This window comes from Pseudomonas resinovorans NBRC 106553 (assembly GCF_000412695.1).
Classification (GTDB): Bacteria; Pseudomonadota; Gammaproteobacteria; order Pseudomonadales; family Pseudomonadaceae; genus Metapseudomonas; species Metapseudomonas resinovorans_A.
On sequence record NC_021499.1, the window covers coordinates 1,608,061 to 1,632,859 of the forward strand.

The 24,799-nt window shown below is 66.4% G+C and carries 20 protein-coding genes and 1 pseudogene; 11 read left to right on the forward strand and 10 right to left on the reverse strand.

Annotated features, from left to right (window positions below; all coding sequences use genetic code 11):
- Positions 1 to 339: 339 nt before the first annotated feature.
- Together PCA10_RS07435 and PCA10_RS07440 are read right to left on the reverse strand one after the other, a co-directional pair.
- On the reverse strand, positions 340 to 3,414 hold the full coding sequence (locus tag PCA10_RS07435; protein WP_016491435.1) for an efflux RND transporter permease subunit: 3,075 nt from the start codon (positions 3,412 to 3,414) through the stop codon (positions 340 to 342).
- Between the two features lies 1 nt (position 3,415).
- Positions 3,416 to 4,513 (reverse strand): efflux RND transporter periplasmic adaptor subunit, encoded by a 1,098-nt coding sequence (locus PCA10_RS07440; protein ID WP_016491436.1) that lies wholly within the window; start codon positions 4,511 to 4,513, stop codon positions 3,416 to 3,418.
- A gap of 144 nt (positions 4,514 to 4,657) precedes the next feature.
- Here PCA10_RS07440 and PCA10_RS31100 point away from each other — a divergent pair, with 144 nt between their 5' ends.
- Together PCA10_RS31100 and PCA10_RS07445 are read left to right on the forward strand one after the other, a co-directional pair.
- Complete coding sequence (locus PCA10_RS31100) at positions 4,658 to 4,792, forward strand: hypothetical protein (protein WP_016491437.1); 135 nt, start codon at positions 4,658 to 4,660, stop codon at positions 4,790 to 4,792.
- Positions 4,789 to 5,988: a multidrug effflux MFS transporter gene (locus PCA10_RS07445; protein ID WP_016491438.1), complete on the forward strand. Its 1,200-nt coding sequence runs from the start codon at positions 4,789 to 4,791 to the stop codon at positions 5,986 to 5,988. Before PCA10_RS31100 ends, PCA10_RS07445 begins: the two co-directional genes overlap by 4 nt.
- A 537-nt stretch (positions 5,989 to 6,525) precedes the next feature.
- Here PCA10_RS07445 and PCA10_RS07450 read toward each other — a convergent pair.
- Positions 6,526 to 7,980 (reverse strand): flavin-containing monooxygenase, encoded by a 1,455-nt coding sequence (locus tag PCA10_RS07450; RefSeq protein WP_016491439.1) that lies wholly within the window; start codon positions 7,978 to 7,980, stop codon positions 6,526 to 6,528.
- Positions 7,981 to 8,093: 113 nt separating this feature from the next.
- On the opposite strand from PCA10_RS07450, the gene PCA10_RS07455 reads away from it, so the two are divergent.
- Both PCA10_RS07455 and PCA10_RS07460 read left to right on the forward strand, forming a co-directional pair.
- Complete coding sequence (locus tag PCA10_RS07455) at positions 8,094 to 9,110, forward strand: AraC family transcriptional regulator (RefSeq protein WP_016491440.1); 1,017 nt, start codon at positions 8,094 to 8,096, stop codon at positions 9,108 to 9,110.
- Between the two features lie 273 nt (positions 9,111 to 9,383).
- The gene (locus PCA10_RS07460; protein WP_016491441.1) at positions 9,384 to 10,055 is read left to right on the forward strand and encodes a DUF3313 domain-containing protein; all 672 of its coding nucleotides are present in this window, start codon (positions 9,384 to 9,386) and stop codon (positions 10,053 to 10,055) included.
- Between the two features lie 260 nt (positions 10,056 to 10,315).
- Here the strand turns inward: PCA10_RS07460 and PCA10_RS07465 are convergent.
- Positions 10,316 to 10,507: pseudogene (locus PCA10_RS07465) on the reverse strand (tyrosine-protein phosphatase); the annotation flags it as partial.
- A gap of 123 nt (positions 10,508 to 10,630) precedes the next feature.
- Between PCA10_RS07465 and PCA10_RS07470 the strand changes: the two are divergent.
- Positions 10,631 to 11,290, forward strand: a complete 660-nt coding sequence (locus PCA10_RS07470) for a glutathione S-transferase family protein (protein WP_016491443.1) — start codon at positions 10,631 to 10,633, stop codon at positions 11,288 to 11,290.
- A gap of 99 nt (positions 11,291 to 11,389) precedes the next feature.
- On the opposite strand, the gene PCA10_RS07475 is transcribed toward PCA10_RS07470, so the two are convergent.
- Both PCA10_RS07475 and PCA10_RS07480 read right to left on the reverse strand, forming a co-directional pair.
- On the reverse strand, positions 11,390 to 12,685 hold the full coding sequence (locus PCA10_RS07475) for an MFS transporter (protein ID WP_016491444.1): 1,296 nt from the start codon (positions 12,683 to 12,685) through the stop codon (positions 11,390 to 11,392).
- A 234-nt stretch (positions 12,686 to 12,919) separates the two neighbouring features.
- On the reverse strand, positions 12,920 to 13,834 hold the full coding sequence (locus PCA10_RS07480) for a LysR family transcriptional regulator (protein WP_016491445.1): 915 nt from the start codon (positions 13,832 to 13,834) through the stop codon (positions 12,920 to 12,922).
- 167 nt (positions 13,835 to 14,001) lie between these two features.
- Here PCA10_RS07480 and PCA10_RS07485 point away from each other — a divergent pair, with 167 nt between their 5' ends.
- Positions 14,002 to 15,405 carry a M20 family metallopeptidase gene (locus PCA10_RS07485; protein ID WP_016491446.1) on the forward strand — a complete coding sequence of 468 codons (1,404 nt, stop codon included), beginning with the start codon at positions 14,002 to 14,004 and terminating at the stop codon, positions 15,403 to 15,405.
- A gap of 463 nt (positions 15,406 to 15,868) precedes the next feature.
- On the opposite strand, the gene PCA10_RS07490 is transcribed toward PCA10_RS07485, so the two are convergent.
- Both PCA10_RS07490 and PCA10_RS07495 read right to left on the reverse strand, forming a co-directional pair.
- On the reverse strand, positions 15,869 to 16,432 hold the full coding sequence (locus PCA10_RS07490; RefSeq protein WP_016491447.1) for a carboxymuconolactone decarboxylase family protein: 564 nt from the start codon (positions 16,430 to 16,432) through the stop codon (positions 15,869 to 15,871).
- 10 nt (positions 16,433 to 16,442) lie between these two features.
- Positions 16,443 to 17,771 (reverse strand): aspartate aminotransferase family protein, encoded by a 1,329-nt coding sequence (locus tag PCA10_RS07495; RefSeq protein ID WP_016491448.1) that lies wholly within the window; start codon positions 17,769 to 17,771, stop codon positions 16,443 to 16,445.
- Positions 17,772 to 18,159: 388 nt separating this feature from the next.
- Between PCA10_RS07495 and glnH the strand changes: the two genes are divergently transcribed.
- The 5 genes from glnH (at position 18,160) to PCA10_RS07520 (ending at position 22,351) form a co-directional block, all read left to right on the forward strand.
- Positions 18,160 to 18,903: a glutamine ABC transporter substrate-binding protein GlnH gene (gene glnH / locus PCA10_RS07500; protein ID WP_016491449.1), complete on the forward strand. Its 744-nt coding sequence runs from the start codon at positions 18,160 to 18,162 to the stop codon at positions 18,901 to 18,903.
- Positions 18,904 to 18,935: 32 nt separating this feature from the next.
- Positions 18,936 to 19,592, forward strand: coding sequence for a glutamine ABC transporter permease GlnP (glnP, locus tag PCA10_RS07505; RefSeq protein WP_016491450.1), 657 nt, complete (start codon positions 18,936 to 18,938; stop codon positions 19,590 to 19,592).
- On the forward strand, positions 19,589 to 20,311 hold the full coding sequence (glnQ, locus tag PCA10_RS07510; RefSeq protein ID WP_016491451.1) for a glutamine ABC transporter ATP-binding protein GlnQ: 723 nt from the start codon (positions 19,589 to 19,591) through the stop codon (positions 20,309 to 20,311). Before glnP ends, glnQ begins: the two co-directional genes overlap by 4 nt.
- 14 nt (positions 20,312 to 20,325) lie before the next feature.
- The gene (locus PCA10_RS07515; RefSeq protein WP_016491452.1) at positions 20,326 to 21,360 is read left to right on the forward strand and encodes a C45 family autoproteolytic acyltransferase/hydolase; all 1,035 of its coding nucleotides are present in this window, start codon (positions 20,326 to 20,328) and stop codon (positions 21,358 to 21,360) included.
- Between the two features lie 94 nt (positions 21,361 to 21,454).
- Positions 21,455 to 22,351: a MurR/RpiR family transcriptional regulator gene (locus tag PCA10_RS07520; protein WP_016491453.1), complete on the forward strand. Its 897-nt coding sequence runs from the start codon at positions 21,455 to 21,457 to the stop codon at positions 22,349 to 22,351.
- Between the two features lie 398 nt (positions 22,352 to 22,749).
- Here the strand turns inward: PCA10_RS07520 and PCA10_RS07525 are convergent, their stop codons facing one another.
- Both PCA10_RS07525 and PCA10_RS07530 read right to left on the reverse strand, forming a co-directional pair.
- Complete coding sequence (locus PCA10_RS07525; RefSeq protein WP_016491454.1) at positions 22,750 to 23,388, reverse strand: eCIS core domain-containing protein; 639 nt, start codon at positions 23,386 to 23,388, stop codon at positions 22,750 to 22,752.
- Between the two features lie 87 nt (positions 23,389 to 23,475).
- Positions 23,476 to 24,783 carry an MFS family transporter gene (locus tag PCA10_RS07530; protein ID WP_016491455.1) on the reverse strand — a complete coding sequence of 436 codons (1,308 nt, stop codon included), beginning with the start codon at positions 24,781 to 24,783 and terminating at the stop codon, positions 23,476 to 23,478.
- Positions 24,784 to 24,799 lie beyond the last annotated feature (16 nt).

Here is a 24,799-nt window from a genome sequence, read left to right on the forward strand (position 1 = left end):
AGCGAAGATCGTAGGTTGGGTAGAGCGCAGCGAAACCCAACGCATGGGTGTGCCGCGAGGCCCGGATGTTGGGCCGCGCTGCGCTTGGCGCCAACCTACGTCATTGCCGCTTGCTCGTGAGTGCCCTGTAGAAGCGATGTCAATCGCGAAGGGCAGCGCAGCTGCCCCCTGGTAAACCGCTATCGCGAATGAATTCGCTCCTACAACGCCGGCACGGCCTCCATCGCCGGCTGCTTGGCCCGCAACACCAGGGCTACGGGTGCCCTGTAGGAGCGATTTCAATCGCGAAGGGCAGCGCAGCTGCCCTCTGGGAAACCGCTATCGCGAATGAATTCGCTCCTACAACGCCGGTACAGCCTCCACCGCCGGCTGCTTGGCCCGTAACACCAGCGCGCACAGCGCCGGCAGGAACAGCAGGGTGAGGAGGGTGCCCACCAGCACGCCGCCGATCAGCACATAGGCCAGGGACGACCAGAACACCGAGAGGGTCAGCGGGATGAACGCCAGGGCGGCGGCCAGGGCGGTGAGCAGCACCGGGCGGGCGCGGCGTACCGTGGCTTCGATGATGGCCTGTTGCAGGGGGCGGCCGTGGGCGCGTTCCTGTTCGATCTGGTCGGTGAAGATCAGGGTGTTGCGCATGAGGATGCCGCCGATGCCGATCAGCGCCAGGATGGCGTTGAAGCCGAAGGGCTGGTTGAACAGCAGCAGCGCCGGCACGGCGCCGATCAGGCCCAGCGGGGCGGTGGCGAAGACCATGAACATCAGGCCGAAGGAGCGCACCTGGAACATGATCACCACCAGGGTCAGCAGGATCATCACCGGGAACAGCACGGCCAGTGCCTTGTTGGCCTTGGCGCTTTCTTCCACCGGGCCCGCGATGGTCACCTTGTAGCCGGGCGGCAGCTTGGCGATCAGCGGTTGCAGGTCGGCGTACACGGCCATCTCCACATCCGGCGGCTGGGTGCCCTTGATGATGTCGGCGCGCACTTCGAAGGTCAGCTCGCGGTCACGGCGCTTGAGGATGGGGTCCTCCATCACCGGCTGGAAGCGGCCCACCTGTTCCAGCGGCACCGAGACGCCGGCGGCGTTGGTGATGGTCAGCCCCTCGATACCGCCTAGGTTCTCCCGCTGGGCGTTCTGCGCGCGCACCATCACGGCCACCGAGCGGGTGCCTTCGCGCACCTCGGTGATCGGGTTGCCGCTGAGCAGGGCGTTGAGCTGGCTCTTCACCTCGTTGGGGGTGAAGCCGAGCAGGCGCAGGCGGTCCTGGTCGAGCACCAGGCGATAGGCGCTGGTGCGCTCGCCCCAGTCGACGAAGGCGTCGCGGGTCATGGGGTTGGCGGCCACCACGGCGCGGACCTCTTCGCTGATCTGCCGCAGCTGTTCGAGGTTCGGCCCCGAGACGCGGAACACCACCGGGAAGGGCACCGGCGGGCCGAACAGCAGCTGGGTGACGCGCACCCGCGCCGAGGGGAATTCGCCGGCGTCGATGCGTTCGTGCATGCGCGCCTTGAGGGCGTCGCGGGCGTGGGAGTCGGCGGTCTGCACGATGATCTTGGCGAAGGCCGGGTCCGGCAGTTCGGGGTTCAGGGACAGGAAGAAGCGCGGCGCGCCGCCGCCTACGTAGGAGTCCACCAGCTTGGTCTGGGGTTCTTCCAGCAGGGCTTTTTCCACTTGCGCCACCACCGCCTCGGTGGCCTTGAAGGCGCTACCCGGCGGCATGTAGACCTCCAGCAGCAGCTCGGAGCGGTCGGAGTTGGGGAAGAACTGCTTCTTCACCACGCCCATGCCCAGCACGCTGCCGAGGAAGGCCAGCAGCACCAGGGCGATGACCCACAGGCGGCGCTTCACGCACCAGCTCACCAGGGCGCGCAGGCGCTGGTAGTTGCGGGTGGCGTAGAGGGCTTCATGGCCGCCGGGCACCGGGGTGATCCTGGGCAGCAGCTTGACCCCCAGGTAGGGGGTGAAGAACACCGCCACCAGCCAGGAGGCGAGCAGGGCGAAGCCGACGATCCAGAAGATGTTGCCGGCGTATTCCCCGGCGCCGGACTTGGCGAAGCCCACCGGCAGGAAGCCGATCACCGTCACCAGGGTGCCGGCGAGCATGGGCGCGGCGGTGGAGGTCCAGGCGAAGGTGGCGGCCTGGATGCGGTCTAGGCCTTCCTCCAGTTTCACCACCATCATCTCGATGGCGATGATGGCGTCGTCCACCAGCAGGCCGAGGGAAAGGATCAAGGCGCCGAGGGTGATGCGGTCGAACTCGCGCCCGGTCATCAGCATCACCACGAAGACGATGGACAGGGTCAGGGGCACGGCGGCGGCCACCACCAGGCCTACGCGAAAACCCAGGGCGAGCAGGCTGATCAGCATGACCACGCCCAGGGCGACGAAGAACTTGAGCATGAACTCGTTCACCGCCAGGCGGATCTTCTCGGCCTGGTCGGAGACCTTGTCGAAGGTCACGCCCAGGGGCAGCCCGGCGTGGATGCGGTCTTCCTCGGCCGCGAGCGACTTGTCCAGCTCCAGGCCGTTGAAGTGCTGGTCCATGATCACGCCGAGCATCAGCGCCGGTTCGCCCTGATGGCGGATGCGGTAGCTCGGCGGGTCTTCATAGCCGCGCCGCACGGTGGCGACGTCGGCGATGCGCAGCAGGCGCCCGTTGGCGTTGATGGGGACGTTTTCGATCAGCTTCAGGCTGTCGAAGGCACCGTCGATGCGGATGTAGGCACGCGGGCCGGCTGTTTCGACGAAGCCGGCCGGGGCCACGCCGTTCTGCTTGGCCAGGGCTTCGAAGATCTGCTCGGGCTTCAGGCCCAGGGTGGCCAGGCGCTCGTAGGAGAACTCGACGAAGATGCGCTGGGCCTGTTCGCCGAGGATGTTGACCTTCTTCACGCCGGGCAGGTTGAGCAGGCCCTGGCGCATGTCCTCGGCCATGCGCACCAGCTGGCGGTGCGGCAGTTGCTCGGCCTCCAGGGCGTAGAGGGCGAAGTAGACGTCGGAATACTCGTCGTTGAAGAAGGGCCCGACCACGCCCTGGGGCAGGCGCTTGGCCTCGTCCGAAAGCTTCTTGCGGGTCTGGTAGAAGAGTTGCTGGATGTCCTGCGGGCGGGTGGAGTCGAGGAATTGCAGTTTCATCGACACGAAGCCGGGTTGGGCGATGGTTTCCACCCGGTCGTAGAGGTCGAGTTCCTGCAGGCGCTTCTCCAGGCGGTCGGCGACCTGCTCCTGCATTTCCCGGGCGGTGGCGCCGGGCCAGGCGGCGGTGACGGTCATGGTCTTGACCGTGAAGGAGGGGTCTTCGGCGCGCCCCAGCTTGCCGAAGGCGATGGCCCCGGCCACCAGGGTGGCGATGATCAGGAACAGGGTGACGGCCCGGTTGCGTACCGCGAAGGCGGAAAGGTTGAAGCGGCTCATCTCATTGCTCCAGGGCCAGCGACGGCGCCGGCAGTTCACGCACGCTGTCGCCGGCGTTGAGCAGGTGGGCGCCGAGGGCGACTACTCGCTCGCCCGGCTGCACGCCACCTTCCAGCACCGCTTCTTCCTGCTCCAGGCGCACCACCTGTACCGACCGCAGTTCGACTTTGTTGTCGGCATCGATGACCCAGACGCCGGTGCCCTGGCCCTTGTCGTGCAGGGCGCCCAGCGGCACGCGCAGCAGCTGCCGCTGGGACGAGCCGTCGAGGCGCAGGGTGACGGTGGAGCCTATGGCCAGGGCCGTGGAGTCGCCGCCCAGGGTGTAGCGGGCACGGAAGGTGCGGGTGGTGGCATCGGCCGCTGCGGAGAGTTCGCGCAAGCTGGCCGGCACCGCGTCGCCGGTGGCGCCATAGGGATAGGCGCGGGCCGGGTGGTTGGCCAGGGCACGCTGGGTTTCCGGGATATCGATCACCGCTTCGCGGGCACCGTCGTGGGCGAGGCTGGCGACCACCTGGCCTTCGGCGACCACCTGGCCACGATCGACCCGTACGTCGGTGATCACGCCATCGGCGTCGGCCTTGAGAGTGGAGTAGGCGCGGCGGTTCTCCACCTGGGCGGCTTCGGAGGTGGCGGCGGCCTGTTCCGCCTGGGCCACCCGCAGGCGCGTGGCAGCCTGGTCGAAGACCTGCCGCGAGACGGCGCCGGTGCCAGCCAGGCGGCGGTAGCGGGCTTCGTCGTCGCGGGCCTGGCGCAATTCTGCCTCGGCGGCGGTGACGCGGTTGCGCGCGGTACGCAGGGCCAGTTCGAAGTCGGTGTTGTCCAGCACCAGCAGCACGTCGCCACGCTTGACCCGGGTGCCCGGGTCGACCTTGCGGGCGATCACCTTGCCGCCGACGCGAAAGCCCAGGTCACTGGCGGTACGCGCCGCCACCACGCCGGTATAGAGGGCGTCCTGCTGGCTGGCGGCCTGCACCTCCGCCGCCAGTACCGCACGGGGCTGAGGGGTGGTGACGGTGACGTCGGCCTGGCTGTTGCAGCCGCTGAGGGCGAGCAGGGCGGCGGGGATCAGGGCGAGCAGGGCAAGGGGCGGGCGGTTCATGGAGCGGTCCTCGACGTGGGCGGTGACGGGGCGGGAATGCCGCAGGTCGAAAATATGATAGTCATAATCTTATTTGGTGTATATATGTCGCTCGTAATCTAATTAATCGCCCCAAGGGCGAACCGATAAGCGGAGGTGCCTGCAATGAACGATCAACAGCAGAAGGTGGAACGGGTGTGTGCCGCACCCTCGGGTGTGGGCGCCGAGGACTGGCAGGCCCTGGAGTGGCAGTTGCTGGCCCTGGCGCTGGACGCCACTGAAGAAGGAGAGCCGGCATGAACCCGTCGCGCCTGCTGCTGGTCATCCTGATGGTGCTGACCGCCCTGGGGGAGATATCCACCCAACTGATCATTCCCGCCCTCGGCAGCATCGAGCAGGGCCTGGGCGCCGCCCATGGCGCCAGCCTGGCCGCGCTGTCGGCCTTCGTCGCCGCCTTCGGGGTCGGCCAGTTGCTGCTGGGCCCGTTGTCCGACCGGGTGGGCCGTCGCCCGGTGCTGATCGGCGGTCTCAGCCTGTACCTGGCAGCCACTGCCTGGATGCTCCTGGCCGACGACATGGGCGGCTTCGTCATCGGTCGTGTGCTCCAGGGCCTGGGTGCTTGCGCCGCCCTGGTGCTGGCGCGGGCCATCGTGCGTGACGTGTGGAGGGCGCAAGCCGCGCCGGCCCTGGCCCTGACGGTGATCGGCATGCTCAGCGCCATCGCCCTGGCGCCCATGGTGGGCGGCCTCCTGACCCAATGGGGCGGCTGGCATGCGCCGATCCTCGCCTCGCTGACGGTGGGCACCATCGCGCTGCTGGCGGTGCTGGCCTTCTATCGTGAGTCCAACCCTAGCCTGGACCCCAAGGCCGGCCATCCGGCCACCCTGGCGCGGGACTATTTCGACCTGCTCAAGCAACCCACCAGTCGTGCCCTGGCCCTGACCCTGGCGGGCACCTACGGCGGGATGTTCGCGGTGGTCGCGGGCTCCTCGGCGGTCTACATCGGCCTGCTGGGGCTGAACTCCGCGCAGTACGGCCTGGCCTTCGGCGCCACCATCTCCGGGTTGATCGGCGGGGCGCTGTTCGCCCGGCGCAAGATCATGCAGCTGGGGCCGCAGCGCATCGTCGGTATCGGCGTCAGCCTGGTGGTCACCGGCGCTACGCTGACGGCGCTGGTGCACGCCGGCCTGGGCCTGTCGGTGCTCGGCCTCTCCCTGCCGCAGGTGCTGGTAACCCTGGGCGGCGGCATGCTGATCCCGGCCTCGGTGGCCGGCGTGGTGATGCCCAACGCCCACCGCGCGGGCCTGGCCGCCGGCCTGATGGGCTTTGCCCAGATGCTCGGCGCCACCCTTAGCGGCCTGTTGCTGGGCGCCCTGCAGGACGGCACTGCCTGGCCGATGATCGGTGTCCAGGGTCTGTTCGCCTTCGCCGCCATCAGTGCCTTCGTCCTGCTCACCCGCAAGGCGCGCAGCGCTGCCGTCTCGGCGGCTGGTTGAGATCGGTAGCCCGGATGCAATCCGGGAGTCGCCGGCAACCTGTCCCCGGATTACATCCGGGCTACGATCTGCGGGTTGAGGTCTTGCGCCAACCGGGCCCACGGGCCTCGCGGCCCTTCGCGAATGAATTCGCTCCTACATCGAGCCGGCCGTGCCACCGGGAGCACCGAGCTCGGTGGGGGGCTGGGGCTTCGTAGCAGGTAGCCCGGATGCAATCCGGGAATCGCCGGCACCCTGTTCCCGGATTACATCCGGGCTACGATCTGCGGGTTGAGGTCTTGCGCCAACCGGGCCCACGGGCCTCGCGGCCCTTCGCGAATGAATTCGCTCCTACATCGAGCCGGCCGTGCCACCGGGAGCACCGGGCTCGGTGGGGGGCTGGGGCTTCGTAGCAGGTAGCCCGGATGCAATCCGGGAATCGCCGGCACCCTGTCTCCGGATTACTTCCGGGCTACGGGCTGGTTGAGGGGCTGGAGAATCCAGCCTGATTGCCAGCCCGCGGTCTGGCAATCGGGCGGGCGCGTGGCGGCGTTGGCCCTAGGCCGGACGGAAGCTCAAGGCGGTATCTTCGATGGGTTGGTTGAGCAGCATGTCCCGGTCGATCTTGAGGTCGTTGGTCACCCGCCATGGCAGGCTGCGCCCCTGGCGGGGCAGGACCGCGTTGCCCCGCTGCACGTAACCCGATTGCATGCTGTCGCCCATGATGCTCGCGGTCTGCCGTTCGCCTTCCGGCGATTGCGGGACCACGACCGAGAGGTTGTGCGAGCGCATGTGGTTGATCAGGCGGCAGAGATACTTCGAGGACAGGTCCGCCTTGAGCGTCCAGGGCGCGTTGGTGTAGCCGAAGATGAAGCCCACGTTGGGCAGGCCTTCGGACATAACGCCCTTGTAGGTCATGCGTTCGTTGATCGCCACCTTCTGCTCGTCCAGGTACAGGTCGGTTCCCCCGAACACTTGCAGCTTGAGCCCGGTTGCGGCGATGACGATGTCGGCGTCCAGATGCTCGCCCGATTCCAGCTGGATGCCCGTTTCGGTAAAGGTCTCGATGTGGTCGGTGACCACCGAGGCCTTGCCTTCGCGCAGCACCTTGAACAGGTCGCCATCGGGCACCGCGCAGAGGCGCTCGTCCCAGGGCATGTAGGTGGGCGTGAAGTGGCGCATGTCGACGCTGTCGCCCAGCTGTTTGCGCACCCCTTTGAGCAGCAGGCCGCGAACCTGTTCCGGCCAGCGTTTCGACGCCTTGAAGATCGCGCGCTGGAGCCAGATGTTGCGATGCCGGGCGAATCCGTAGGCCCACTCCGCGGGCAGGATTCGGCGCAGCAGGCCCGTCAGTTTGTCTTCGCCCGGTACGGTGATCACGTAGCTGGGCGAGCGCTGCAGCATGGTCACGTGAGCCGCCTCTTCGGCCATGGCCGGCACCAGGGTCACGGCGGTTGCGCCGCTGCCGATGACCAGGACTCGCTTGCCCTTGTAGTCCAGGCCCTCGGGCCACTTCTGGGGATGGATGAAGATGCCCTGGTAGCGCTCGCGCCCGGGAAACTCGGGGAGATAGCCTTCGTCCTGGCTGTAGTAGCCGGTGCAGGACACCAGGAACCTGCAGGTGAAGCTGCGCGGCTCGCCCGTGTCCACGTCCACCGCCAGGACGGTCCAGAGCTGGCGCTCGCTCGACCAGCGGGCGCTGGTGGTGCGGATGCCGAAGCGGATCTTCTGCCGCACGCCGTGCTCGCGGGCGGTGTCGTCGATGTACTTCTGGATGGAGGGGCCGTCGGCCAGCGTCTTGAGGCTGTGCCAGGGCCTGAAGTCGTAGCCGAAGGTGAACATGTCGGCATCCGAGCGAATGCCCGGGTAGCGGAACAGGTCCCAGGTGCCGCCGACGGCTTGTCGCCGCTCCAGTATCCCCACGCGGGTGGTCGGGGAATCCGTGGCCAGATGGCAGGCCAGGCCCACGCCGGAAAGTCCGGCACCAATGATCAGCACATCGTAGTCGGGCATGGGATACCTCTTTTGTTGTTATTTGGAGTGAGGATAAATCTCGTCCTGCGCTCCGACTTGTTATTTCACGACAGCATTGGCATGTTTTCGCCTGTGCATCGAGGTGCTGGAACATGGCGATTCGGTACGAAGTCCGCAGTGCCAGCCTGATCGGCCTGGTCACCGAAGTGGAGAAGCTGGGAGGCGACCTGGAGTCGCTCCTGGGCGAGGCCGGCTTGTCGCTCGATCAGTTGGGGGATCACGATTGCTTCATCGGGCTGGACTCCGTCATCCGGGTGCTGGCTCTGGCCGCCGGGCGCCTGGCCTGCCCGGCCCTTGGCATGCGTATCGCCCAGCACCAGGGCTTCTTCGCTCTCGGCCTGCTGGGCAAGCTGGTGGCTGCCGAGCCGGACCTCGGCGCTGCGTTCAAGGCGGTGCAGCGTTACCTGGCCCTGCACAACAACGCCGAGCAATGGCGCATGCAGGTCCACAGCGGGCGCGCCTACCTCCAGCGTATCGAGCAGTTCTACGGACTGCCCCAGGCCCAGCAGTACCGCGAGCTGGCCCTTGCCACCTATGTACGTCTGGCGATGGAACTCGGGGGGCCGGACGCGCGCCCGATCCGCGTTGAAATCAGTCACAGCCGCATTGCTTCAGTAAAGCTCTACCAGCAGTACTTTGGGTGTGAAGTGCTGTTCGACCGGGAGCACGACTGTCTCGTGTACGACGAGAAAGTGATGCGCTACCCGGTACGGCCGATACCCGAGTTGGCCGTCGACCAGGCCGATGAGTACAGGCGCGCCCGCCTGGCCAACCTGCGGGGCAGCCTCGAGCTGCAGGTGCGCAGCCTCATCGCCCAGGCTTTGGGCTTCAACCAGCATTCCCTGGAGAGCGTCGCGGCGCTGATGGACATGCACCCGCGCACGCTGCAGCGCAGGCTCCGGGAACAGGGGCTTGGTTTTCAGCCATTACTGCAGGAAGTGAAGATGCAGCTGGCCTGCTGGCACCTCGAAGCATCCGCCATCGACCTCACGCTGCTCTCCCATGCCCTGGGGTACAACGAGCTCGCGGCGTTCTCCAAGGCCTTCAAGAACCACACCGGCGTAGCGCCTTCGCACTGGCGCAAGCAGAACCGCCAGCTGCCCGGATAGGGCGCGCTTCACCCGTCGATCCAACGCGTCTTCGTCAGCGGCTCACCGTCGGAATGAGGCCTTTCTCGCGGAATTCGTGATTCGGCCAGCGGGTTGCCGCAGCCCAACTAGACTGCAGTGCGAACAGGCCCAACGGATCAATCCATGGGCAGGCCTGGAAGCCTGATGTCGACACGGTGAAATGAATTGGACCTGACCCGCCGAGGGGAACATCGGTGGGGCGGGCGTAACCGTACCAACCCTCCCGCTACACCGACCATAGGAAGCCTCAGCATGCAAATGAAGTCATTGGCGGCATCGTTGTGCCTGGCGACGCTGGTGTTGTCCGGCTGTGCCAGCAAGTACGTTACCCCCGAACAGTATTCCGGGTTCCTCAAGGACTACAGCGCATTGAAGGAAGAAAAATCGCCGTCCGGGGCTCCCGTGATGCGCTGGATCCAGCCGGGCGTCGATGTAAGCCGCTTCACCAGTGTCTACATCGAACCCAGCCAGCTCTATCCGCAGCCGCAGCCCACCGAGAAGATCCCGGCCAGCACCCTGCAAGGCATCACCCAGTATTACGACCAGGCCCTGCAAACCCAATTCGCCAAGGTGCTGCCGCTGGCCAGCGGGCCCGGCCCGGGCGTGCTGGTGGTGCGCCCGGCGATCACCGCCGTGAGTTCCAGCACCCAGGGCCTGCGGCCTTACGAGGTGATCCCCATCGCGCTGGTGGCGGCGGGGGTGAGCGTGGCGACCGGTATCCGTGATCAGGACACCAGCATCGCCACCGAAGCGGTCTTCCTCGATGGCGGCAGCAACACGACCCTGGCCGAGGTGGTCCGCAAGGGCGCTGGTGCCGAGTTGGAGAATTCCTCCCAGGTCATGCAGCCCAGCGACGCCCGTGCCGTGCTCGATGGCTGGGCCAGGGACATGGTCTCCTCGTTCCAGCAACTCGCGGCGAAGTAGCGGCGCCGCGTCGTTGAGCGCCTGGCGGGACGATGGGAAACGATGAGCGTTGCCGCCAGCCTGCGGCAGGAGCTGTCATGACTCGCCCCGCCGGGTGTTTATCAGCGAGTTGTCATCAGCGGCTGATAGTTTCCACGCCCGCCTGCCCTGCACTCCGGTGAGTGCAGGGCGACACCATGGAACAGCCGGGATACCAGCAGGTGGATTCAGCAACTTCGTGCAAGCCGTTTGTCATCAGGTCCGAGGACATGGGCGCCGGTGGCGGTGCGGTCGATCAGGGCGCCCTGACGCAGCAGGTAGCTGGTGGCGTCGGCATGCACCTGGCCACCGACGGTGGAGTCGGCCCCGGCGAGGGTGCCGGCGTCGATGGCCGACTGCAGGAACAGGTTGTAGGCGCTGAAGGTGCCGGACAGTTCGCTGTCCCGCAGCGACAGCAGCAATTGCGCGGCTGAATCGCTGCGCGAACTGTCCGTGGCGTGCGTGATTCGTCCGTGTCGGCATGCCCGGCCATTGCCGGAGGGGAGACGGGGCTAGGCTGAAACTGTTCCGCATGCGGTCAGCGAGAGGCGCGTGTCATGTCCCTGATACTCTACGGTCATCCCTTTTCCTCCTACACCCAGAAGGCCCTGATCGCCCTCTACGAGAACGACATGCCCTTCGAGTTCCGTTGCCTCGGCCCGGACACGCCTCGGTTCGGGGAAGAGTGGCTGCGGCTATGGCCCATCGGGAAGTTCCCTGTTTTGCTGGACGGGACGCGCAGCGTTGCCGAGAGCAGCATCATCATCGAGTACCTGCAACTGGCCTACGGCGGGCCGGTGGGCCTGTTGCCCGGCGACCCCGGGGAAGCGCTCGAGGTGCGCTTTCGCGACCGCTTCTTCGACCTGCATGTGATGAGCCCGGTGCAGCATGCCGTGGGCGGGGCGATGAGCGGGGATGACGGCAAGCGCCGGGAGGCCCTGGCCGACGCCGTGGAGAAGCTGGAACGCGCCTACGTCTGGCTGGAGGCGAACCTGGGCGGTGGGCCCTGGGCCACGGGTGAGGCCTTCACGCTGGCGGATTGCGCGGCGGCTCCGGCACTGTTTTATGCCGACTGGACCCATCCGATCGCGCAAACGTATCCGAGACTCAAGGCCTATCGCGCACGCCTGCTGGCGCGGCCGTCCTACGCTCGCGCGGTGGACGAGGCTCGCCGATACCGACCGCTGTTCCCTCTGGGGGCGCCGGATCGGGATTGAGCAGGACAAGCGGGCGATACCCATCAGACATGCCCGCATGGGCTTCGCGAACATAAAAGAGCACCCGAAGGCGCTCCATGGAGGGGATAGTCGTGCGCGTCAGCGCAGGTTCAGCTTGAACCTTGCCCCGAGCAGCGCGCAGAGACTGAGCAGCGCGGCGAACATCAGGTAGTAGCTGGGGGCGGTCTTGTCGCCGCTGAGGGTGATCAGCGAGGCGGCGATGAAGGGGGCGAAGCCGCCGAACAGGGTCACGCCGATGTTGTAGCTCAGGGACATGCCGATGGCGCGGGTCTGCACCGGGAAGGTCTCGGCCATCAGCGCCGGCAGCGGGGCGAAGTAGATCGCCTTGATCAGCGCCATCAGGCAGACGATGAGGATCAGCGAAGTCTGGGTCGGCGCGGCGTTGAGCCAGACGAAGGCGGGGTAGGCGACGCACAGGTAGACCAGCGCCGCGGCGATCATGATGCGCACCCGGCCGACACGGTCCGAGAGCATCCCCACGAAGGGCGTGACGAAGGTCAGGATCAGCCCGCCGATAAGGGTCGCCATGAAGCCGGAGGCCTGGGGCATCCCCAGGTCGTTGGCGGCGTAGGAGGGCATGTACTGGATCAGGAAGTTCGACGCGGTGGAGACGATCAGCGTGCCCATGGCGATCAGCACCAGCAGCTTCTGCCCGCTGAACAGGTCGCGCACCGGGCGGCGACTGGGCTCGGCCTGCTGGAAGGCCGGCGACTCGTCGCAGTGCTTGCGGATGTAGAAGCCCACCGGGCCGATGAGCAGGCCGAAGATGAAGGGGATGCGCCAGCCCCAGGCGAGCAGGTCTTCGTCGCTGAGGGTGCTGGTGAGCACCAGGCCGAACAGCGAGGCGAGCACGGTGCCCAGGCCCTGGCTGGCGAACTGCAGGCTGGCGATGAAGCCGCGCTGGCGTTCGCTGGCGTGCTCGATGAGGTAGGCGGTGGAGCTGCCGAACTCGCCACCGGCGGAGAAGCCCTGGAGCAGGCGCGCGGTGAGGATGCCGATAGGGGCGAGGATGCCGATGGTTTCGAAGGTGGGCAGGCAGGCGATGATGAAGGTGCCGGCCATCATCAGGCTGATGGACAGGGTCAGGGACTTCTTGCGCCCGGCGCGGTCGGCGTAGGCGCCGAGCACGATGGCGCCGAGGGGGCGTATCAGGAAGGAGACGCCGAAGGTGCCGAAGGTGATGAGCAGCGAGAGGCTGGCGTCGTCGGTGGGGAAGAACAGTCTGGAGATGGTGTAGGCGAAGTAGGCGTACAACGCCATGTCGTACCACTCCAGGGTGTTGCCGATCAGCGCAGCGCTGGTGGCGCGCCAGATGGACTGTGGCCTGGCGCTGGCGCCGCTGTGAGGAGTCGCCGTATCAACTGAGCTCTGCATGGTGAATCCGCCTTGTTGGGTTTGTTCTAGGCAGCTGCATGGAGGCGCTGGCGCCTCGTTCCGATAGCGCGTTCGCGATTGCGGTGTGGTTGGGGTGTCCCCGGGGATGGCTATCGAGGCGGATTCTAGGCACGGCTCCTGCGTTCTTGAAATCATTAAAAAGGCAAGCTTCTGTGCTGATTTTGAGAACGCTAAGCCCGCCTTGCGCGCGCCGGGAACAGGCCTGGGCAGTGCCTAGCCGACCTGGCGGGCGAGGCGTTCGGCCAGGTGGTCGCGAAACGCCGTGACCGCCTGGGGCAGGATGCGTCCGGCCATGCTTTGCAGCTCGATGCGGCGCGCCTGTAGGGTTTCGTCGGTGAAGGGCAGGGCGACGATCTGCTGGCTGTCCAGGTACTGGCGGTTGCTGATGGCGTTGGACAGGCTCACGCAGCCCTGCTGGGTCACATAGCGGAACAGGGTTGCCAGGTAGTTGCATTCCAGGGCGATGACGAATTCCAGGCCCTGTACCCCACGGCAGATGTCGAACAACTGGCGGGCAGTGGTTTCCGGCATCGGCAGGGCGATGGGGTAGGGCTGCAGTTCCGCCAGGGCGATGGCATCGCGACGGGCCAGGGGGTGTCCGGCCGGGACTATGGCCATGACCGGGCCGGGCACCGCGCATTCGATGGCGACGTCCGCTTGCGGGGCCAGGCTGTAGGTCAGGCCCAGGTCGGCGCGGCCTTCGCGAACCCGTCGCGAAACCTCGTCGGGGGAGGTCACGTCGAGGCTGAAGGTGATGCCCCGGTGCTGCTCGCGGAAGGCGGCGATGGCGTCCGGCAGGAAGTCGATGGCGAAGCCCTGGGAGCTGGCCAGGTGCACATGGCCGCGCTGCAGGCCCCGCAGTTGCCCGAGCTCCTCCACAAGCTGGCCCACTTCCATCTGCGCCTTGCGTGCGTAGCCGGCCAGCAGTTCGCCGGCGGCGGTGGGCAGCATGCCCCGGGCGCGCCGCTCGAACAGCGCGGTGCCGAGCTCGTATTCCAGCTTGGCGATCTGCCGGCTGACCGCCGAGGCCGCGACATTGAGTTGCAGCGAGGCCTCGTTGACCGAGCCGCTGCGCACCACTTCGAGGAAATAGCGCAGGGCGATGGACTGCATGCTGGCGTGGGACATGGGGTCTCCATTCGTTGCTGATCAGGCAATGCTTCGTTCTAATCATTGTGATTGTGGCACTGGCGAGGGCCAGTCTAGAGTCCTCGCCGACACCACGCCAGCGCCGGTTTTCCGGCCCCCACGGCCCCGGCCTGGCCCACATCAGAACAACAGGAAGGACGTGGACGATGACTCGTGCGACGGCGATGGAACAGGTAACGCGGGCGTTCGATGAGGGTTGCTACCAGGCATTGCTGGCAAGCGCCGTGGCCTATCGCACCGAAAGCCAGGACCCGCAGCGCGAGCCCGAGCAGTTCGCCTACCTGCAGGCCTTCATCGCCCCCCGCCTGGCGGCCATGGGCTTCGACTGCCGCGTCCACCCCAACCCGGTGGCGGAGTCCTGCCCCTTCCTGGTGGCCGAGCGCTTCGAGTCCGCCGACCTGCCGACCCTGCTGATGTATGGCCATGGCGATGTGGTCCGGGGCTATGACCAGCAATGGCGGGAAGGGTTGTCGCCCTGGCAACTGGTCTGCGAGGGCGAGCGCTGGTATGGCCGCGGCACCGCCGACAACAAGGGGCAGCACCTGATCAACCTGCTGGCCCTGGACGAGGTGATCCGGGTGCGCGGCAGCCGCCTTGGCTTCAACCTCAAGCTGCTGCTGGAAATGGGCGAGGAGGCCGGCTCCCCGGGCCTGCGGGAATTCTGCGAGGCGCAGCGCGACGCCCTGGCGGCCGACCTGTTCGTGGCCTCGGACGGGCCGCGCTTCGCCGCCGCCCAGCCCACGCTCTTCCTCGGTTGCCGGGGTGGCTGCAACTTCGAACTGCGGGTGAAGCTGCGCGAGGGCGCCCACCATTCCGGCAACTGGGGTGGCCTGTTGCGCAACCCCGGCATTCTGCTCGCCCACGCACTGGCCAGCCTGGTGGACGACAAGGGGCGGTTGCAGGTGGAGGCGCTCAAGCCACGGGGCATTCCCGATGCGGTACGGCGTACCCTGGCGCAGCTGGAACTGCCCGAATCCATCGCGGGTGAACCGGAGGTGGATGCGGACTGGGGCGAGCCCGGGCTGACGCCGGTGGAGCGGGTGTTCGGCTGGAACACGCTGGAGGTGCTGGCCTTCAAGACCGGCAATCCCGAGGCACCGGTGGGAGCCATTCCCGGACAGGCCGTGGCCCACTGCCAGATTCGCTTCGTCCCCGGCTGCGACCATCGCACCTTCCTGCCGGCCATTCGCGAGCACCTGCGCCAGCGCGGCCTGGATTACGTGGAAGTGATGGAGGCGGGTGGCGAGGTGATGCACGCCTCGCGGCTTGACCCGGACGATCCCTGGGTGCGCTGGGCCCTGGACTCGATGCAACGTACCCTGGGACGGCCGGCGACCCTGCTGCCGAACCTGGGCGGCTCGCTGCCCAACGAGGTATTCGCCGAGGTGCTGGGGCTGCCCACCCTGTGGATTCCCCATTCCTATCCGGGCTGTTCCCAGCACGCCGCCAACGAGCACATGCTGGCGCCGGTGGTGCGCGAGGGGCTACAGGTCATGGCCGGGCTGTTCTGGGATCTGGGGGAGCGGGAAGGGCGCCCTGAGCACGGCTGAAACCGGCCTGCCGCGTCCATGAAAAAACCGCCTTGAAGGCGGTTTTTTCATGGGGCTTGATCGGGAGCGGTTTACACTGGATAGGCAAATTTGTGTGATTGCCCTGTCTGACTCCCTGCCGCCCGATACTACCCTCTCCCCCGCCCCTCTCCCCGAGGTAGAGGGGTGACTCGCGCCTGCGAGCACTAGACAGTCCTGATGCCCGTGCCAGCCTGAAACGAAGCTGAGAAGACGACGCCGCGCAAACCGCCCCTTCAGGAGGGGAGTTTGGCGAAGCCAAACCCGGATGTCGGGGCAAGCGTTTTGCTTCCTTTTAGGCGACTGTAAAAGGGAGTCGCCCGGGAAGGCGAAACAGAAACCCGCAGCCCGCTCGGCAATGAGCTGGACAACAGCACTTCACACCCGGCATGAACCCTCACCTTCTCCGGGACAATCCGCGAAGCACCTGTGCAATGCGCGCGCGTCAAGGCTCGGCGAAAGGCAGCGGCGTATCCGTACCGCGCCGCACCTGGAACACATTCAGCGTCATCGCCACCAGGGCGTAGTAGCCCAGCACCCCCACCAGTTCCACCACCGCTGGCTCGCCGAAGGCGGCGACGGCTTCGGCGTAGAGGGCGTCGTCCACGCGACGGGTGCCATAGAGCGAGTGGCCCAGTCGGTAGATGAGGCGTTCGTCGTCGCGCTCGAAGGCCGGCTCGCGGCCCTGGCGCAAGGCGTCGATCACCGCGTCGCCGAGGCCGGCCTGGCGGGCGATGGGTTCGTGGATCTGCCATTCCGCCTGGGATTGCCACCAGCTTGCCGTGAACAGGATCGCCAGTTCCGTCAGGCGCAGTTCCAGGCCCGTGCCGTAGCGGCAGAAGGCGCCGAGGCGCTGGGCGTGGTCGGCCAGTTCCGGGCTGTGGATCCAGGCCAGGAAGGGGCCATCCAGGTTCCCGCGCGGGCCGCTGAGGATGGCCTGCAGCACGGTGCGCTGGGCCTCGCTCATCCGGGTTTCATCCAGGGCGGTCAATCTCGATTCGATTTTCATCAGGGCTACCTCAGACCTCGGCCAGGGCACTGCGCAGGGCGGCGTCGAGCTTATCCACAAGCTCGTCCAGGTGCGTCTCTTCGAGGATGAAGGGTGGCGCCAGGAGGATGTGGTCGCCACGGCGGCCATCGAGGGTGCCGCCCATGGGGTAGCACATCAGTCCCCGGGCCATGGCGGCTTTCTTCAGCTTGGCGTGGAGTTTCAGCGCCGGGTCGAAGGGTTCCTTGCTGGCGCGTTCGCGCACCAGTTCCACACCCTGGAACAGGCCACGGCCACGAAGGTCGCCCACATGGGGGTGGTCGCCGAAGCGTTCCTGCAGGCGGGCCCGCAGGCCTGCGCCCAGTTCGCTCACGCGGGCCAGGAGCTGGCGTTCTTCGATGGTCTTCTGCACCGCCAGGGCCGCCGCGCAGGCGGTGGCGTGGCCGATATAGGTATGACCGTGCTGGAAGAAGCCCGAGCCCTGGCGGATGGCGTCGACGATGCGGCCACTGACCAGGGTCGCGCCTATGGGTTGGTAGCCGGCGCCCAGGCCCTTGGCAACGGTGATGAGGTCGGCACTGATGCCTTCCTGCTCGGCAGCGAACAGGCTGCCGGTGCGGCCCATGCCGCACATCACTTCGTCGAGGATCAGCAGCACGCCATGGCGGTCGCAGACCTCGCGCACGCGCTTGAAGTAACCGGGCACCGCCGGCACCGCGCCGAGGGTGGCGCCCACCACCGGTTCGGCGATGAAGGCCATGACGTTCTCGGCGCCGAGGTTGAGGATTTCCGCCTCCAGCTCCGCCGCCAGGCGCATGCCGAGGGCTTCCGGGGTTTCGTCGGCGCGCTGCTCGCGGTAGGCGTAGCAGGGGCTCACATGGCTGACATCGATCAGCAGCGGCTGGAACTGCTGGCGGCGCCAGGCGTTGCCGCCGGCCGCCAGGGCGCCGAGGGTGTTGCCGTGGTAGCTCTGGCGGCGGGCGATCACATGGCGGCGCTGGGGCTGGCCGATTTCCACGAAGTACTGGCGCGCCAGCTTGAGCGCGGCTTCCACCGCCTCGGAACCGCCGGAGACGAAGTACACCGACTCCAGCCCTTGCGGCGCACGTTCGATGAGGAAGTCCGCCAGCGCTTCCATCGGTTCGCTGGTGAAGAACGAGGTGTGGGCGTAGGCGAGCGTGCCGACCTGCTCGCGGATCGCCTCGATCACGCCGGCGTCGCTGTGGCCGAGGCAGGACACCGCCGCGCCGCCGCTGGCGTCCAGGTAGCGCTTGCCCTGGCTGTCGATCAGATAGGGGCCGTCGCCGCGGACGGCGGTGGGGTAGCTCTGGGTGAGGCTGCGGTGGAATACGTGGCTCATGATGCCCTCCGGTGCATTTCGGCAAAGAATATCTGCAAAAATTGCACATGCAATAATTATTTGCCTTTCCGCAAATAACCGTGCGCAGCCGTAGAGCTTTGAATGAAGGGCTTTGATCCTTTATTTTCGCGGTTTAAAAGGGATTAATAGGGTCTTTCTGGTGCAAAATGGTTGTGCAAATAACTATTGCATTAACAAAAAATGCATGTTTATCTTGCTCGAAAGCACGGTGGCTGTGCAGCGAGCAAGCGACGCTGTGGCCTAGCAGCTAACAACAACAAACCAGTCGGGCGCCTGCCTCGGGCCCTTGCTGAAACTTGACTGCCAGAATCGCCCGACGCCACGCCGGCAAGGGCCAGATCGTCCACGACCGAGAGGAAGCACGCACATGAAGCACCTGCTCAAAGCAGCCCTGGCTGCACTCGCCATTGCCGCAACCACCCACGCCAACGCCACCGACAAGGAACTGCTGGTGGCCACCGACACCGCCTTCGTTCCCTTCGAGTTCAAGCAGGGCAACGAGTACGTGGGCTTCGACATCGATCTCTGGGCGGCCATCGCCAAGGAGCTGGGCTGGAAGTACCAGCTCAAGCCCATGGACTTCAACGGCATCATCCCCGCGCTGCAGACCCGCAACGTCGACCTGGCCCTGGCCGGCATCACCATCAAGGAAGAGCGCAAGCAGGCCATCGACTTCTCCGACGGCTACTACGACAGCGGCTTCATGCTGATGGTCCGCAGCGACAACGACAGCATCAAGGGCGAGGCGGACGTGGCCGGCAAGACCCTGGCGGTGAAGAGCGGCACCTCGTCCGCCGACTACGCCAAGGCCAACCTCAAGGCCAGTGACCTGCGCCAGTTCCCCAACATCGACAACGCCTACCTCGAACTGCGCACCGGCCGTGTCGACGCCGCCATGCACGACACCCCCAACGTCCTCTACTACATCAACACCGCCGGCGAAGGTCAGGTGAAAGCCGTGGGCCAGCAGATGCTCGCCCAGCAGTACGGCATCGGCTTCCCCAAGGGCAGCGAGCTGCGCGAGCCGGTCAACAAGGCGCTGAAGACCCTGCGCGAGAACGGCACCTATGCGCAGATCTACCGCAAGTGGTTCGGCACCGATCCGCAGTGAGCCCGGCCCGTCATTGAAGTAGGAGCAGTGCAATGACTTTCCAATGGGATGCCATCTGGGGTGCCCTGCCCGTGTTGCTGGAGGGTGCCAAGCTCACCCTCTGGATCTCCATCCTCGGCCTGTTGGGCGGGGTGGTGATCGGCCTGGTCGCGGGCTTCGCCCGCGCCTATGGCGGTTTCTTCAGCAACCGGCTGGCCCTGGTATTCATCGAGCTGATCCGCGGCACGCCGATCATGGTGCAGGTGATGTTCATCTACTTCGCCCTGCCACTGATGGTGCCGGTGCGCATCGACCCCTTCGGCGCGGCGGTGGTTACCATCATGATCAACTCCGGTGCCTACATCGCCGAGATCACCCGTGGCGCGGTGCTGTCGATCAACCGTGGCTTCCGCGAGGCGGGCCTGGCCCTTGGCCTGTCCGGGCGCGACACCCTGCGCTACGTGATCGCGCCGCTGGCCTTCCGGCGGATGATCCCGGCCCTGGGCAACCAGTGGATCGTCAGCATCAAGGACACCTCGCTATTCATCGTCATCGGCGTGGCCGAGCTGACCCGCCAGGGCCAGGAAGTGATCGCCGGCAACTTCCGCGCGATGGAAGTCTGGACGGCGGTGGCGGTCATCTATCTCATCATCACCCTGGCCCTGAGCTACACCCTGCGCCGCATCGAGGGGAGACTGAAAATTCTATGATCGAGTTCAAGGGCGTCTCCAAGCACTTCGGCAGTACCCAGGTGCTGCATGACATCGACCTGAAGATCGGCAGCGGCGAAGTGGTGGTCATCATCGGCCCGTCCGGTTCGGGCAAGTCCACGCTGCTGCGCTGTATCAACAAACTGGAGGTCATCAGCGGCGGGCAGCTGTTCGTCGATGGCTTCGAGGTCAACGACCCCAAGGTGGAGGAACGGTTGATCCGCCAGGAGGCCGGCATGGTCTTCCAGCAGTTCCACCTGTTCCCGCAGATGACCGCCCTGGAGAACGTCGCCTTCGGCCCCATCCGCGTACGCGGTGCGAAGAAGGCCGACGCCGAGGGTCTGGCCCGCGAGCTGCTGGCCAAGGTCGGCCTGGCCGAGCGCGCCGGGCATTACCCCTCGGAGCTGTCCGGCGGGCAGCAGCAACGCGTGGCGATTGCCCGCGCCCTGGCGGTGAAACCCAAGCTGATGCTGTTCGACGAGCCCACCTCGGCGCTGGACCCGGAGTTGCGCCACGAGGTGCTCGGGGTGATGAAGAACCTGGCGGAGGAGGGCATGACCATGGTCATCGTCACCCACGAGGTGGACTTCGCGCGCAAGGTGGCCAGCCGCCTGATCTTCATCGACAAGGGCCGCATCGCCGAGGACGGCGACCCCGCCGCGCTCATCAGCAACCCGCCGAGCCCGCGCCTGCGCGAGTTCCTCCAGCACGTTTCCTGAACAGGAAGAGAGTCATGGCATTCACTCACCTCCAACTCGGCGGCAGCGCCTACGAGATCGGCCGGGGCCTGGGCCAGTTCGGTCGCGACGCGGTGCATGAGCACCTGCGGCCGCTGGCCCTCTGGCGGCGCCTGGCGAGCCTGGCCGGCAGCGAGGCGGCACGCCGCATGCGGTCGGCCGTGGAGCAGCGCTTCCCACGGTACTGGCAGGAGCTCGAAGGCCTGGCCGCCGGGTTGGAACTGCCCCTGGACGAAGTCTTCCTGTGGAACTGCCGCGGCGATTTCGTCCAGTCACAGAGCGTCGATGGCTGCACCACGGTGCTCGGCCCCACGGCGAACGGCACCCTGATCGCCCACAACGAAGATGGCCTGCCGCAACTGCGCGGGCACTGCGCCCTGGTCAGCGTCACACCGGAGCAGGGCCTGGACTTCACCTCCTTCGCCTATCCCGGTTCCATTCCCGGCCACACCTTCGCTGTGAACCGGAAGGGCCTGGTGGTGACGGTGAACAATATCCGCCCCTCCGCCATCCCCGCCGGGTTGCCCCGGCAGGTGCTGGGTCGCGCCAGCCTGGATGCGGAGAGCATCGACGAGGCTGTGGATATCCTCTCCAGTGCGGGTCGTGGCGGCGCCTTCCACCATGCCTTGGGGCAGACCGGCAGCACTCGCCTGGTGAGCTTCGAGGGCACCTCGCAAGGGGCTTCGGTGGTGGAGGTGGCGCGCCCCTTCGGCCACTCCAACCACCTGGTACATCCGGCACTCGGCGACATCGCCCAGCGCATTACGGGCAGTTCGGGTGCGCGCCAGGCCTGCGTGGATCAAAAGCTTGCCGGCCTCGGCGAGACGCTGGACGGCGCCGCTGCACTGGCCATCCTTCGCGACACATCGGGCGGAGAGCTGCCGGTCTACCGTTGCGCGGCCGATGACCCGGACGACGAGAACACCCTGGCCACCGCGCTGTTCCTGATCGGCGCCGACGGGGTGGACTGGGCGGTATACACCGAGGCGGACACCCGCATGGCCACGTTCAGCGGACGGGTGAGCGGTTGATGCGAACCCGGCCGTCGCGGCCGGGTTCAAGGCTCGGTAGTATGGGCACCTGCCACCGGGGCGCGTCCCGGGAAACCTTCAGATGGATGCTGTCATGGCGAACCCCCCAGATACCCTGGCTGGCTTGAAACTGCTGCTCGAAGCCATCGAGCGCCGGGAGGCCGACATTTCCCTTGGCAGCAGTTCGCGCCGCGTGCTCACCGCCCTGATCGAGGCGCCGCAGCGTGCAGCGGTATCGTCCATCAGTGAGCTGGCCGAACAGTTGGGGGTCAATCCGTCGACCTTCTCGCGCCTGGCGCAGAAGCTCGGCTATGGCGGTTTCAGCAAGTTCCAGGACGTGTTCCGCCGTGAACTCACCGAGGGTCGCAGCTTCTACAGCGACCAGGCGTCACGCCTGCTGGCGCCGGCCAACGGCAGTGGCGACAGCATCGGCCAACTGACCCGTCTCGGGCGCCAGGAAAGCGCCAACATGGCGAGCATGATCGAACAGGTGGATTGCGCCGACTTCGATGCCACCGTCGAGTTGCTCACCAGCGCCCGCCGCGTGCGTATCCATGGCATGCGCCAGTTCAACTCCCTGGCCCTGTTCATGGCCTATGCCCTCGGCATGTTGCGTCCGGATGTGGCGCCCCTGGACGCTGCGCGCCAGGGTGTGGCCGATGCCCTGGCGCAACTGGACGAAGGCGATGTGCTGGTGGTGGCGAGCTGCTTCCCCTACACGCCGAGCGTGCTGGCCACGGCGGAAGTGGCGGCCAAGCACGGCATCAAGGTCATCGCCCTGACCGACTCCGGCAGCTCGCCCCTGGCGCGGATCGCTCGCTACAGCTTCTATGTGCCCAACCAGAGCCTGTTCTTCAGCAACAGCATGTGCGCCTTCATGCTGCTCGCCGAGGGCATCCTCAGCGCCGTGGCCAGCCGCCTGGGCGAAGCCTCGGTGGCGGCGCTCAAGCACCGCGAAGCGCTGATCACCGAGCTCAACGCCTCGCTCTGACGCCTGTCCATTGCACGAATACACCGCCCTTTAGGGGGAAACTCGTAGCCCGGATGAAATCCGGGAGCGGCGGTCGGATTTTTCCCGGATTTCATCCGGGCTACGGACCTGTGACGCACTGCTGCATCGCGAATGAATTCGCTCCTACGGTGCGGTGCGTCCTTCAGCCACGTAGGATGGGTTGAGCCTGCGATACCCATGCTGCCTGTGGAAGCTGATGGGTATCGCTCCGCTCAAGCGGAACGCCGCCCGTCACATCCTACGAATGTCATCCTGATGGCCTTGCAGCTCAATCGTCACAGGCAGAGCCGATGACTCATGACCACGTCCCAAGGACGTGGTTTCCCTAGTTCAAATGAATTCGCCCCTACTGCCCGGTGCGTCCTGTAGGAGCGACTTCAGTCGCGATGAGTTCCCGCAGCAGGTTGCTGGCCGGCACTGCTCACCACCGTGGGCCTGAGGGCCCGCGCCACTTCGACCTGGATCTTGTAGGCCGGCGCTTCCACGGCGTTGAAGTCGCGGGTGTAGCGCAGGGCGAAGTCCTGCACGCCCCAGTCCAGGTACTGCTGCACGTGCTTGAGTTCGTGGGCCCAGAGGGCGACGTTGTCCTGGGCGTCCTGCGGGTTGCGGAAGACGATCACGTCCACCAGGGTCACCGCTTCCACATCGGGGTTCTGCATCAGCGTGTTGGCCGCGTTGAGCTCGCCATCGATGCCCACCTTGTAGCGCACGGTGTCCAGCACCCGCAGGTCGTAGTAAGGCTCCAGCTGCGCGCGGATGTGCAGCGGAATGGGCTGTATCTGCCCGCTGGCGAGGTTGTTGCGCGACTGCACTATCCACTGCTGCAGGCTGCCGGCGGCTACGCGGTTGACGTTCTCCAGCAGCGGCGCCATGTCACCTTCGCCGCCCGGCGCGCAGAAGCAGGTCACCATGCACACCTGGGTTTGCCCGGCGGGGCAGGCGAGGGCGGCGGTGGAGACGAAGGACAGGGCGAGCAAGGTCTGGGCAAGCAGCGAACGCGGGGATACAGCGAGCAAGTGGGCCTCCCGGAGGCACTGACGGAGCGCGCCATTATGGACAGCGGCGGCGGGGATTGGTTGCGCCATCCCCGCCCGGCCGTCGGCTCAGTCCTCGTCGTTGAGGTAGCTGACCTGGCGCAGGTCGGGCAGCAGCAGGCAGACCACCAGGGCCACGCCGCACATGACCGACACATAGATATAGAAGTACTCCTCGACGCCGAGGCTCTTCAGCCCGAGGGCCACGTACTCCGCCGAGCCGCCGAAGATGGCGTTGCCCACCGCATAGGACAGGCCGACGCCGAGGGCGCGGATCTGTGCCGGGAACATCTCCGATTTGATCAGCCCGCTGATGGAGGTGTAGAGGCTGACGATGGCCAGCGCGAGGATGATCAGGCCGAAGGCGGCGTAGGGGCTGGTGACGGTCTTCAGCGCCGAGAGGATCGGCCAGGTGCAGAGCATGCCCAGGGCGCCGAACCAGAGCATCGAGGTCTTGCGCCCGATGCGGTCGGACAGCGCGCCGAACAGCGGCTGCAGGCACATGTAGACGAGCAGCGCGAAGGTCATCACGCCGCTGGCCGTCCGGGTGTCCATGCCGGCGGTGTTCACCAGGTATTTCTGCATGTAGGTGGTGAAGGTGTAGAAAATCAGCGAGCCGCCGGCGGTGAAGCCCAGCACGGTGAAGAAGGCGCGCTTGTGGTGGCGGAACAGCTCGCCCAGGGTGCCGGACTCCTTGCGGTTGAGGTTCTCCGCCTTGGCCGTTTCGTTCAGCGAGCGACGCATGTAGAAGGCGATCACCGCGGTCGCCGCGCCCACCACGAAGGGAATGCGCCAGCCCCAGTCGCGCAGCTGCTCGTTGCTCAGCAACTGCTGCAGGATCACCACCACCAGCACCGCCAGCAGTTGGCCTCCGATCAGGGTCACGTACTGGAAGGAGGCGAAGAAGCCGCGCTGGCCCTTGAGCGCCACCTCGCTCATGTAGGTGGCGCTGGTGCCGTACTCGCCGCCCACCGAAAGCCCCTGGAACAGGCGCGCCGCCAGCAACAGCATTGGGGCCAGCACGCCGATGCGCTCATAGGTGGGCATCAGCGCGATGGCCAGCGAGCCGCCGCACATCATCAGCACCGAGATCATCATTGCCGTCTTGCGACCCTTCTTGTCGGCGATACGGCCGAACATCCAGCCGCCGATGGGGCGCATCAGGAAGCCGGCGGCGAACACCCCGGCGGTATTGAGCAATTGCACCGTAGGGTTGTCGGACGGGAAGAAGGCGTGGGCGAAGTAGATGGCGGTGAAGGCGTAGACGTAGAAGTCGAACCACTCCACCAGGTTGCCTGATGACGCGCCGACGATGGCGAGGATGCGCGTACGGCGTTCTTCGGCTGAATACTGCGGTATCGAGGCGGGTGCGTTCATGGCGTCTCCCTTGCAG

Bases quoted from the DNA above. Each gene is read 5' to 3' on its own strand.
- PCA10_RS07435 (WP_016491435.1), bottom strand. From the start codon at position 3,414: ATGAGCCGCTTCAACCTTTCCGCCTTCGCGGTACGCAACCGGGCCGTC.
- PCA10_RS07440 (WP_016491436.1), bottom strand. From the start codon at position 4,513: ATGAACCGCCCGCCCCTTGCCCTGCTCGCCCTGATCCCCGCCGCCCTG.
- PCA10_RS31100 (WP_016491437.1), top strand. From the start codon at position 4,658: ATGAACGATCAACAGCAGAAGGTGGAACGGGTGTGTGCCGCACCCTCG.
- PCA10_RS07445 (WP_016491438.1), top strand. From the start codon at position 4,789: ATGAACCCGTCGCGCCTGCTGCTGGTCATCCTGATGGTGCTGACCGCC.
- PCA10_RS07450 (WP_016491439.1), bottom strand. From the start codon at position 7,980: ATGCCCGACTACGATGTGCTGATCATTGGTGCCGGACTTTCCGGCGTG.
- PCA10_RS07455 (WP_016491440.1), top strand. From the start codon at position 8,094: ATGGCGATTCGGTACGAAGTCCGCAGTGCCAGCCTGATCGGCCTGGTC.
- PCA10_RS07460 (WP_016491441.1), top strand. From the start codon at position 9,384: ATGCAAATGAAGTCATTGGCGGCATCGTTGTGCCTGGCGACGCTGGTG.
- PCA10_RS07470 (WP_016491443.1), top strand. From the start codon at position 10,631: ATGTCCCTGATACTCTACGGTCATCCCTTTTCCTCCTACACCCAGAAG.
- PCA10_RS07475 (WP_016491444.1), bottom strand. From the start codon at position 12,685: ATGCAGAGCTCAGTTGATACGGCGACTCCTCACAGCGGCGCCAGCGCC.
- PCA10_RS07480 (WP_016491445.1), bottom strand. From the start codon at position 13,834: ATGTCCCACGCCAGCATGCAGTCCATCGCCCTGCGCTATTTCCTCGAA.
- PCA10_RS07485 (WP_016491446.1), top strand. From the start codon at position 14,002: ATGACTCGTGCGACGGCGATGGAACAGGTAACGCGGGCGTTCGATGAG.
- PCA10_RS07490 (WP_016491447.1), bottom strand. From the start codon at position 16,432: ATGAAAATCGAATCGAGATTGACCGCCCTGGATGAAACCCGGATGAGC.
- PCA10_RS07495 (WP_016491448.1), bottom strand. From the start codon at position 17,771: ATGAGCCACGTATTCCACCGCAGCCTCACCCAGAGCTACCCCACCGCC.
- glnH (WP_016491449.1), top strand. From the start codon at position 18,160: ATGAAGCACCTGCTCAAAGCAGCCCTGGCTGCACTCGCCATTGCCGCA.
- glnP (WP_016491450.1), top strand. From the start codon at position 18,936: ATGACTTTCCAATGGGATGCCATCTGGGGTGCCCTGCCCGTGTTGCTG.
- glnQ (WP_016491451.1), top strand. From the start codon at position 19,589: ATGATCGAGTTCAAGGGCGTCTCCAAGCACTTCGGCAGTACCCAGGTG.
- PCA10_RS07515 (WP_016491452.1), top strand. From the start codon at position 20,326: ATGGCATTCACTCACCTCCAACTCGGCGGCAGCGCCTACGAGATCGGC.
- PCA10_RS07520 (WP_016491453.1), top strand. From the start codon at position 21,455: ATGGCGAACCCCCCAGATACCCTGGCTGGCTTGAAACTGCTGCTCGAA.
- PCA10_RS07530 (WP_016491455.1), bottom strand. From the start codon at position 24,783: ATGAACGCACCCGCCTCGATACCGCAGTATTCAGCCGAAGAACGCCGT.